The 10164-nt window shown below is 35.2% G+C and carries 13 protein-coding genes; 6 read left to right on the top strand and 7 right to left on the bottom strand.

Translation table 11 applies throughout. The features are described from left to right. Positions 1-698: 698 nt before the first annotated feature. The 5 genes from BN1609_RS13695 to BN1609_RS13675 all read right to left on the bottom strand — a co-directional run bounded on the left by BN1609_RS13695 (position 699) and on the right by BN1609_RS13675 (position 4002). Positions 699-1601 carry a hypothetical protein gene (locus tag BN1609_RS13695; RefSeq protein WP_088841030.1) on the bottom strand — a complete coding sequence of 301 codons (903 nt, stop codon included), beginning with the start codon at positions 1599-1601 and terminating at the stop codon, positions 699-701. After that, on the bottom strand, positions 1601-2125 hold the full coding sequence (locus tag BN1609_RS13690; RefSeq protein WP_088841029.1) for a RusA family crossover junction endodeoxyribonuclease: 525 nt from the start codon (positions 2123-2125) through the stop codon (positions 1601-1603). Before BN1609_RS13690 ends, BN1609_RS13695 begins: the two co-directional genes overlap by 1 nt. Then, positions 2125-2475 carry a hypothetical protein gene (locus BN1609_RS13685; RefSeq protein WP_088841028.1) on the bottom strand — a complete coding sequence of 117 codons (351 nt, stop codon included), beginning with the start codon at positions 2473-2475 and terminating at the stop codon, positions 2125-2127. Before BN1609_RS13685 ends, BN1609_RS13690 begins: the two co-directional genes overlap by 1 nt. 151 nt (positions 2476-2626) lie before the next feature. Next, a complete protein-coding gene (locus BN1609_RS13680; protein ID WP_088841027.1) occupies positions 2627-2923 on the bottom strand; it encodes a hypothetical protein in 297 nt (98 codons plus the stop codon). Positions 2924-2943: 20 nt separating this feature from the next. Then, positions 2944-4002, bottom strand: a complete 1059-nt coding sequence (locus BN1609_RS13675) for a ParM/StbA family protein (protein WP_088841026.1) — start codon at positions 4000-4002, stop codon at positions 2944-2946. 583 nt (positions 4003-4585) lie between these two features. On the opposite strand from BN1609_RS13675, the gene BN1609_RS13670 reads away from it, so the two are divergent. Together BN1609_RS13670 and BN1609_RS13665 are read left to right on the top strand one after the other, a co-directional pair. Continuing rightward, positions 4586-5416: a hypothetical protein gene (locus BN1609_RS13670; RefSeq protein ID WP_088841025.1), complete on the top strand. Its 831-nt coding sequence runs from the start codon at positions 4586-4588 to the stop codon at positions 5414-5416. Positions 5417-5429: 13 nt separating this feature from the next. After that, the gene (locus tag BN1609_RS13665; protein ID WP_088841024.1) at positions 5430-6188 is read left to right on the top strand and encodes a DNA/RNA non-specific endonuclease; all 759 of its coding nucleotides are present in this window, start codon (positions 5430-5432) and stop codon (positions 6186-6188) included. A gap of 409 nt (positions 6189-6597) precedes the next feature. On the opposite strand, the gene BN1609_RS13895 is transcribed toward BN1609_RS13665, so the two are convergent. Further along, positions 6598-6693 carry a type I toxin-antitoxin system Fst family toxin gene (locus BN1609_RS13895; protein WP_117612577.1) on the bottom strand — a complete coding sequence of 32 codons (96 nt, stop codon included), beginning with the start codon at positions 6691-6693 and terminating at the stop codon, positions 6598-6600. 183 nt (positions 6694-6876) lie between these two features. Continuing rightward, positions 6877-7248 carry an HU family DNA-binding protein gene (locus tag BN1609_RS13660; protein WP_088841023.1) on the bottom strand — a complete coding sequence of 124 codons (372 nt, stop codon included), beginning with the start codon at positions 7246-7248 and terminating at the stop codon, positions 6877-6879. A gap of 188 nt (positions 7249-7436) precedes the next feature. On the opposite strand from BN1609_RS13660, the gene BN1609_RS13655 reads away from it, so the two are divergent. The 4 genes from BN1609_RS13655 to BN1609_RS13640 all read left to right on the top strand — a co-directional run bounded on the left by BN1609_RS13655 (position 7437) and on the right by BN1609_RS13640 (position 10033). Continuing rightward, positions 7437-8204 carry a hypothetical protein gene (locus BN1609_RS13655; protein ID WP_088841022.1) on the top strand — a complete coding sequence of 256 codons (768 nt, stop codon included), beginning with the start codon at positions 7437-7439 and terminating at the stop codon, positions 8202-8204. Beyond that, positions 8128-9201, top strand: coding sequence for a hypothetical protein (locus BN1609_RS13650; protein WP_088841021.1), 1074 nt, complete (start codon positions 8128-8130; stop codon positions 9199-9201). The genes BN1609_RS13655 and BN1609_RS13650 overlap by 77 nt, the downstream gene beginning before the upstream one ends. Before the next feature lie 20 nt (positions 9202-9221). Further along, positions 9222-9476 carry a hypothetical protein gene (locus BN1609_RS13645; protein WP_088841020.1) on the top strand — a complete coding sequence of 85 codons (255 nt, stop codon included), beginning with the start codon at positions 9222-9224 and terminating at the stop codon, positions 9474-9476. A gap of 74 nt (positions 9477-9550) precedes the next feature. Then, complete coding sequence (locus BN1609_RS13640) at positions 9551-10033, top strand: hypothetical protein (RefSeq protein WP_088841019.1); 483 nt, start codon at positions 9551-9553, stop codon at positions 10031-10033. Positions 10034-10164 lie beyond the last annotated feature (131 nt).

Below are 10164 nucleotides of genomic sequence, written 5' to 3'. Positions count from 1 at the left end.
AAAGTAGTGTTGAGTCTGTGCTCCTGATGATGTTTCTTCACAAGAAAAAGTGATCACGCGATGCGCATTAGTCTGCTGGTTTTTTTGATGAGTAAGAATGTTATATACGGAGGCTCTGCCTCTCTCGTGAGTTCGCAGATATGTTGAAGAGACAGATGCATATGTATAAAATTTATACACGAATCAAACGCCCTCATCATTATATAATGATGAGGGCGTTTGATTCGTGTATAAATTTTATACATATGCACCACTTTTTGTTTTAATGTATTATTTTTATACACGATTTAAATTCGTATATATTTACACTTTTATATTTTTTTCATTTTCCAATTTATAAAAAAATAGATTTCAAACACCTAAAAAGCTTGACAAATTTAATAAATAAGCTGTTTTCTTTCAAAATAGATTAGATTTTAATACATTCAGAAAAATAACCCTTTCTACACAACAAGAATATAATGGAATAAAGCGAATATAGGTTTATTTAAACTGTATTCGTTTGAAATATATTGTTTTTTTAGTTAAACAACGTATAAATTATACTTATCTTTTTAAAGATTTATTCCAAAAATTAAAGCGCATAGTTTATTTTAAGCTATGCGCTTTAATAATATTTATAAACCCTTAATTATTATAAAAAACAAGTGATTTCTCGCAAAAAAATAACGATTACAGGTTATAAAAACCTACAATCGTTATATATTAGGTATTTTCGCGTGTGTAGGGGTTACAGGCACATAATCACATGCACCGTCAAACTCTATGTGTTGCCATCGTAGCCCCGTAATTTGCCAATACTTACCGTTAAAAATATTAATAGACTCGTTACAATTAGATATTAATTCTCTGGAACGATTTGCAAATGCCTTTTTCCCCCTATCATTACCTACATCATGGATAATAATACGAACAGTTCGCATAGGTGAAGCGAATATACCCATTTTGTACCTAGCATCTAACCTTGCAACTACTTCGCGTATTTGAGCGTGTAAATTGCTAATATCTTCATCGTTGTAACTTTCTGGTAGTTCTTTCATTTCTGGAACATCAATATCTAACTTTCTTTTCCAATCATTTATATTTTTGATTGCTTCAGAGAAAGTAGCGTGATCTATTTCTTTTGTTTTACGCGCAGAGGTTAAAATATTCTGTGCTCGTTCTGTATAATTAACGCAGTTTTTATATTGTTCCATCTCACTTTCTAGCTTTAGAACATTCTTTTTATGTTTTTTTAGGAGCTCATTAATTTGCGCCTCTGCTTCACCATGACTATTACTTAAGTATACATCGTAATTCAACATAGCTTTCTTAGCACTTGCTAGATCGTTCTCCCATACTTTTGTTTTAGCTTTTTCAAGATCATTTTCCACCTCCTCTTGTTCATTCAAGTTACCTTGTATTCTTTTTATTCTGATTTTCATTTCTTCGCGCATAGGTTCAACTACATCTTTCACCCTCCTATCACGCAATCTAAACCATGATACAACTGGATCGCCTTTTCCTTTTTCATTAGAAAGCTGTTGAACCAAATTATTTAGTTCAATCATATCATTTCTGTATCCGTATGCATTTTGATAAATTTTATCAAACATTCCCATTAGTCGATGTCCTCCTTTCCAATGTTTTTTATAATGATTGTTAAACTTTCTTCTTCCTCTGTATCAACACGTAATTTTATCTGCTCTGTGTGGCAGATTCTACTATCATCAATTTTTTGTTTATATTTTTTAATCATTTTTCCATCTTGATCAAAAAGCAATTCACCTTTTTTGTTTGTTTTATAACCATCTTCAATAAGGTTTATGTTGCTTTCAAACAAACTATCTGTTACAGCTTTGAATAGATTGTCTATATCTGGTCGTAGTGCATAAAACGGGTTATATCCTTTGCCTTTAAATCGGAATATCAATTTAACTGATAGACCATAAATGATTTTTTTGCGATCAAACAGTTCTTGTAAATTTGGATCGTTTTCATACTGGTTAAAAAACTGTATTAGTTCACTTTTATATTCACGGTACGATTGAGGCATATACATGTAAAATGTCTTATTCCCCTCATTGAACCTAGCCCGCGCACGTTCTGCAGGCTTAGGTCTCCCTATCTTGGTTACTTTGAACATTACGCATCAACCTTCTTAATTAATTTTTTAGCCCTTTCTTTTTCCTTTTTTGTTTCTTTTTTCTGTTCTTTCTTTGCTTCCTCTTTTGGATTTGATTTCTTTAAATCTTCGTTAAATACAGCGATTAATTTATTCACTGTTCCTAATTTGAATTCATCGAATGGACGTTCTGGATTCTTTTTTAGCGCATTATTGATACTCATTCTAGCTATGCCTAGTTCCGCGGCTAAGTCTACTAACTTTATTGTTCTTCTTTCTCCGTCAATCCATCTTTTTAATCTGTCTACTTGGTTACTTGTTAAAAATCCATTAGGAGCAAATTGCTCCATTTTTATTTTTCTCTCGCTCATTTCCAACACCTCTTAATCCGTATTTTCTTCATGTATATATTTTATACATAAAACAGTAAAATGTCAAGTATCTTTTCATATATAGTTAGGTTTGTTTTTATAATGCCTTTAACCATAATAAAACCGCCATTTTTAAGAATGGCGGTTTTATTTAAATATCGTCCGATGTCGTAGCTTTAAATTTACTTAATAGCGGATCGCTTTCTTTCTCTTGATTTGTCTTGTTTGTTCTTTTTGTGTTTTCCGATTTTCTTGGCACTACATTACTAGATATTGTGCTATCCACTTCATCCGAATTCTCTATATAGTATAAAAGAGCTTTTCTTAGCACGTAGCTATAGCTTCGCCCATTTTCTTTTTCACTATCTAAAAAATTTAAACACTTTACATCTTCTGGTTTATTTTCGTTAAATCTTACTAGCCGTGGTTGTCCTTGCTGCTTAGCCATATAATCGCCTCCATTTTTCATTATTTAGTTACATACATACCGTATTTATAAAATCCGTAAGCATTAGAGTACTCTTTATTCTCGGAAAACAATACATGATCTAACGAATTGTGAATCAGCTCTTTATTAATAATGCTACTACCGCCACCCGTGAAAATAACTACATCGAATTGATCCATGTCTTTATAGACAGACACAACTTTCTGTATAATTTCTTCTGTGTAACGGTCAATATTATATTGTATAACTTCTGTCATGCTAATACTTTCATTCACAGTTGGTGAGTAAATAAATTCTTCTGCTTCTTTTCCATCGCGTATAATTCCTTCTATCTCGTAAATATCTGGCTTTATATCTCCGTCATAATCCGAGTTGATACTTCCTAAAAGCTTGTGAACGCCTGATTTTTCTTGCTTTCTATTAATTGTATCGAATTCAAAATGATTAATAGAATCAAGTAGTACCGTTCCGCCTCCAATATCAACTAATGCAATATTTTGCGTAATCATATCTTTATTCCTTATGTCCGCTGCATCGTCCAGAACTAAATCATAGATGGTTCCCATTGGTTGCGGTAATAAGTGAGTCCGAACAACAAACGTATTAATTGTTTGATCGTTAATAATAGCTGAATGCTGCCTTGCTTTCTTTTTTTCAGGGTTTAAGTACCTCACAATAGTTTTCTTAATCTCATCTTTTGTGAAATCTTCTGTCGGAACACCTATGACCACTTCTACTTCAGGTGTTTCCCCTTCAAAATCCAAGCTTAATTTTGCTAATGAATATTCAATCAATTTTTCAAAAAATGCATTGGTATATCTAGATTTGCCAAAAGCGATAGTCTCACGCATATCACTATTTTTCCCTAGTTTATCTATGCCCTCACCTATTTTAAAACTATCTTTTTCATTCAACATTTGGAACGTATCAATACCACTATTCACTTTTAATGCTTCTGTTGCTAAATCTAGCCCGCTTTTTCTCTCAAGTAGTAAACGCGATGGGAAACGATATTCTCCGCGAGAACTTTTTAACTTTACTTGCTTGTTTCCTAAGTCAATTGCGAAAATTTCTCTCATTTTTTTCACTCCTATTTTTTGTTTTTCTCTTTCTTTTTAACATATGAATACAATTATATAACAAAAGAGTATACTTGTATACTAAAAACATTCTAAAAAGAATAAATGTATTTATTTTAGTTATGTTTGTATTTGTAAAATATAACTAAAAAGAATCTATATATACTTTTTAGTTCAATCCAGAATACAAAAAGCACCTTTTTATTTTTTGTTTAGTTAGGAGTTGCGTAATGTGAAATTATATTGTATTATGATAGCAATTTCATAGGAACGGAAAAAGAGCTTATGACAGGAGTGAGGTTTAGGCGCCTCACGTCACTAGCTCTAACTGATGAACACCTACCACTTCATCAAACGCACGTCGGGCAAGCACCCCGAACATGCTTTAGGCTTGTCATAAGCTCTTACTTCTTTGTAGTATAAGAGATTATAACAAGCTCGTCAACGTCAAAACATCTATGCTTTTTTTTGCATATAGTTTTTTACGTTCAAAAAGCAGCTAATTGAGGTGGGGTAAAACGCTTTCATTTAGTTGCTTTTTTTTGCGTTCTTATAACTATTTAGCTAAGGGAGTTAGATACATATGGGTTTAGAAATTTTAAAAAAATATAGCACGTTTGCATCGAAAACAGATTTAATGGACTCTATAGAAAGACATATCAAACATAACAATTTTAACAGCACAACGATTCATGTACTGCAATATCTGACTGCATGCGCTACACGTTATGATGGCGCTTGTACTGTCTTACGTCAATCTGTAGCGGATAAGTTAAACATCTCTATTTCTACCGTTGCACGTTGTTACATGAATTTACGTGCTGCTGAAGTTATCTCTACACATGCCACGCGCAGAAAAAATACACGTGGTGGATCTGGTGCGAATATCATTCAAATATTGCCTTTTAAAACGCCAGATGAGTCACCACATAAAGGAGATAATAACCGTATAAACTCAAGCACAGCAACCGATAACGCAGATGCAGAAACGAACGTAACTTATATTAATAATTTAAACATTAATACATTATTAGATACTCACACTACTGCATCGTGGCAACAAAATTTTGTACTCTCACGCGAAAATACAGGACTCACAGAAAAAACGTTAGATTTTTTAACTCTTTTTGCGAAATCTGCTAAAGAAGCTGGTAATCTTGTAGGCATGTTATACCGTTGTAAAAAAGAAGTCGCGAATAAACGCAATGCCTTGCTGTTACTGGAAGACATGGACAGCGCTATTTATCATACCTTGCGACGCGTCTATGCGACTTATAAAGTTAGTAATATTCGAAACGTGACGAACTACTTGTACACGGCGCTTTCGAATCTATTCCACGAACAAGTCAATAAAAAAATAGAGATTGCACGAACGACACACGTTCAACGCTTTGCGCAATTATTCAACATCTAGGGGGAAAAGAAAAATGGTGACTTACAGAAAAAGAAAGACGAAACGCAGCGCGAAGTTGCAACTCATCACAGCACTTGCTACACTGTTAGTGCTTGCTAGCGCTTACATCATCAAAGACAACGGAAGTAACGGGATTATGGCACTCTTCAACCCCAACGCAGCGACTACACAGAATGTTTCTGCTGAGGATAATAAAGACTTGCTTAAATTGCAGTATGACGGCACACATCAAGTCGTGACAGTCAATAACAATAAGCCCGAATTTTCGCCTTCAGAAGTGAAATCTGGTCAGAAGTCAGGACAAACATTCTCACCACTTGATAAATTTAACCGCGCAGGAACTGCCAACGCGGTACTTAGCAAAGAATTGATGCCACACGAAGAAAGAGAGCCTCTTTACGTAGACCCCACAGGTTGGAAAAATAAAAAAATCTCTACGGGGTGGCTCTATAACCGCTCGCATTTGATTGGGTATCAATTGACGGGAGAAAATAACAACTTGAAGAACCTTATAACGGGCACGCGTAGCCTGAACTCGCCTAGCATGCTAGACTATGAAAACCAAGTAGCTGCCTATCTGAAAAATACAGGTAATCAAGTTCGGTATAGGGTAACACCTGTTTTTTTGGGTGATGAACTCGTGGCGCGCGGTGTACACATGGAGGCGCAGAGCATACAGGACAACAAACTACATTTCAATGTTTATATTTTTAATGTTGAAAAAGGCGTTATAATTGATTATAGTGACGGTAGTTCACACGCGGAAAACTAAAAAATATGTCGCATGGAAAGGCAGGGGGGACAATGCGAAAAGATGACATGAAAGTATTTGCTCCAAAACGAATAATTATGATATACTTTCTTTAAGAATAAATTTTTAAGTAATCTACTTCAGAGCATGCGCGAACATGACTCTCGATAACAGGGCACCATGAAAAAGACGGCGGTCATAGTATAATTAATAGATAATCCCCTATAATCAGGCCAGGTAATGGGGGATTATTTCTTTATTTATCGACAATAAAACAAGAAATTGATTAGCTATACTTTATATGCTACAATAATTATGCAAACGTCATGATATTAGTGTGTTTAAAACACAAAACCCCGTCCTACTCTCAATAGGACGGGGTTTCTTTCTGTTCGGCGCAACTCGAACAGGTGGACTAGAGGCAACTAGTTCAATTATCGTCTCTCTTTTCTAGCCAGTAAGAAAATAGTTTAAGTACTATCCCTACAATGATAGGGGCGATAACCAACGTCATGATATTAGCCATTTAAAACACCCCCAAACGAGGCAAGTTGCCAAAATTATTATAGCATTAAAACAACTTTAAAAAGAAGTCCATACACGATTAATTGTGTATGGACTTCTTTTTTAATCACGCTTATTATCGCGGTACACCTCTAATATATTTATTAGAACCCTAAATAAAAAAGCCCCCTTAAAGAGGGCTTTTTTATTTTTTTATTAACTTTTTCACTTCTTCTTCGGTTAAAACTTCATAGGTGCGTGGTCGTCCAGCGTCTTCATTGATTTTACGTTCAATAACAGGACTTGGCGTGAATTTTAAAAAGCGTCTTTCCGACGTTAAAATATGTTGCCCCGTTTTCGGCAACATGGACACGCGAGGGGCGCGGATTTCTGTTTTTAACGTACCAATTCCTTTAAATACAATATCACGATCCTCTTTTAAGCTGTTTTCCATGATTTTAAAAATCGTCTGAACAACTTCCCGCGCTTCTACAACTGTCATATCATGTTTATCTCGCAATGCCGCTTGAAATGTAATTGCTGAAGTTGTACTTTTTTCACTTGGTTTACGCGCCATTTATTAGCATCTCCTTTTTGAATACATATGTCATTACTTACTTGAGAACACTCACCCGCTTATTTTATACAAAAATGTGAGGAAAGTAAAAAAAGTCATTATTTTTAATAATTATATCACAAATAACCGTTGAATTAAATGGTTATTTGTGATATAATAAAAATATAAAGAGAAAGGCAGGTGAGAGAGTGCGGCAAAAAAGAAAATCTAAAATACGTGAAAGATATCGCTATTTATTTGTTATACTAATAATGTTGCTCATTGGTATTTTATTTATCGTTTCTGTTTCGTCAGTGATGCTTTCAATCTCACTTTCAATGAGTGATAATGTGTTTTCACTTCAAGCATTAGGAGATTGGATCATTTCGATAGCATGGCTATTATCTGCCGCGCTCACGATATGGACGATATACCGCAACATCAAAAAAAGAGCACTCGACAGAAAAACCATACCGCTTATTCTTGCTTTTTTTAACCTCGCTATTCTGATTAGCTCCCTGATTCCGCTCTTCATTTTGAATGAACGGGCGACAGTGGAAGGGGTTGAAAAGGTCATGCTCAATACTGAAATTTTTTATTATACGTCCGTTGGCTGCTTGCTACTTACATTTGCTTGTACGATTTATATGCTAAGAAAGCAAATTTCAGAACGATCTAACTGGTATGTATTTATGACCAGTATTCCTTATCTCATGATAGGGTGGGTCATTCAGAGAGGCTACACGGCGTTTCACGACTTTCAACAAGCAGGCAATTATCAAGATACGGCTGCTATGCTAACAGATGTTAGCCAGTATCCTTTTATCCTGAATAAAACATGGTTTACATTTCTAGCCCTTGTGCTTTTCAACTTTATATTAATTTTAGGAGTGAATTTACTTGAATTTATTTGGCATCAAACCGAAGCCTACAGAAAAGGTCGTTCGAGAAAAAAAGCAAAAACGACAAAAGAATAAACTCAACTACAAAGTTCCGCAAGACGTGCGTTTGTTTTACATTATGCCGTTTCTACTTGTGATAGGGGGCTTATTCATTGGAGGGGGGACGTATTTAGTTCATCACAACAACACCGCATATACAGATCGTGTATTAGCCGCCTCGATGGGAAAAGGGGAGCCTTTGCTTAAACGGAACAAACAAACGGAAGGGACGCTAACATTAGGCAATTCCGTATTGAGTAGCGACGGGAAAACCTTAGCTGTTGAAATCAAATACGATGACACTGCTCGTCAGCAACTTTCCGCATTCGGAGACAATTACAAACTATTTATACTTGGGACTAAAGAAAATCCCATGGATAAAGCAGAAGTAAATTATGGCATGTTTGGGACAGATGGTTCAGGCGTTCTCACTATACATGAATCTAATGGTTTCAAAAATAAAGCGTTCAAAGTAATGTTGATTGATAAGGAACAACTTATAGGCGCTGATGAACTAACAAGCGGACGCGCGCTATCTGATGCAGAACTGGAAAAATCTATCGAATCACAACTTGCTGACGCTGATGCCGTGAAAAACGATAGCGAAAACACGCAACAAGACGGGTCAGAGAAATTGCCATCTACATTCATCGTGCGATTAAATGCATTTAGTGCTGAAAAATCGTATCGGAATTGGGCGAACGATCGTGAAATTGTCGAAGATTTATTTGTAGATCGTAATTTAGAAAAAATTGAAAAAGAAAAAAAGGCGCTTGAGAATAAGATTAAAGAAGGGAAGAAATCCCTTGACGAAATGGAAAGGCGACTCAAGAAAAATCCGCAAGACAGCGCCGCAAGCACGCTTAAACAAGATTTGACCACTTCTTTAGAAAATTTACGTACCGCCGTCGATAAGCAAGAAGCAGACTATGAGCGTATTAGTAAGAGCAAAATTGATAAACAAGTGTTAGAACCGAAACAAACTAAAAGTACGTATTACGAAGTCAGAGACATTAACCGTAATGATGATTAAATAAAGGGGAAATCAACAAAATGGAGTTATCCGAACAACAAGTACTAGAGCAAGCGCTAATTCATTATTTGAAACAGCACCCAAACAGCACAGATGATGAACTATTAAGCTTAATCCGCATTGCACGAAACAAGGCGATGCTTGCTAATATACCCGCTTATAAACCGCTTGATATAGCGGATAAAAAAGTAATTGCAACCGAATTCAAAGAAGAGCGGCGTAGAGCGTCAAGAACGATACTGCGCGACGAATCAACAGAAACGTTTACGCGTTAAAAACATGAAAGGCTTGTCATGATTTAAAGCCAGCACAAGCCTTTCGCATTATTACAATACAGGAGGTACGAAAAATGATAACGAACAATAGCAAGGTGGTATTAGATCTACATGAGTCGTCTGTTATCGCTCTCCATCTCTTTATATGGTTTATATCTATAGTGATAATTCTTTGGTTTCTTTTTGGGGTTTTTATTTTTTTTGAGGATATGCGCGAAAAGAAATTAATTCGTTGTTCACGCTTGGAGTGGTTCACGATAGAACAGAATGACATTCTTTCACTCCAATCATCAGATGAAAATGGTAGCGATAATGATAAATTTTATCGTTATGCCTTATCAATTGAACAAGGCATTCAGATTAAGCAAACCAATCAAACTTTTCCTGATATTCCGATATCAAACATTTTCATACATGAAACGGACACGTCAAAGCCTTATTATGCTTATCAAGAAGTAAAGTATACAGACTTTCGAATCAAGCAAAAACCAGAAAAGAAACGACTCATTTTCTTTGTACCGAAAGGCACCGTACAAAACCTATTTCGTGTCACCTGATTGTGATTTTTATTTTCCATTCCATTAACTGAAAAGTATTCTAAAACAAAGGGTGTCACAAAAAGAATTACAAGGTGCTTTAAGGCATTTTTATATCCGCTTATATAAAAATATTAAAGAAAGATAAAAAC

It is taken from the genome of Listeria sp. ILCC797 (assembly GCF_900186185.1).
Lineage (GTDB): Bacteria > Bacillota > Bacilli > Lactobacillales > Listeriaceae > Listeria > Listeria goaensis.
This window is presented reverse-complemented; position numbering and strand designations above follow the sequence as displayed.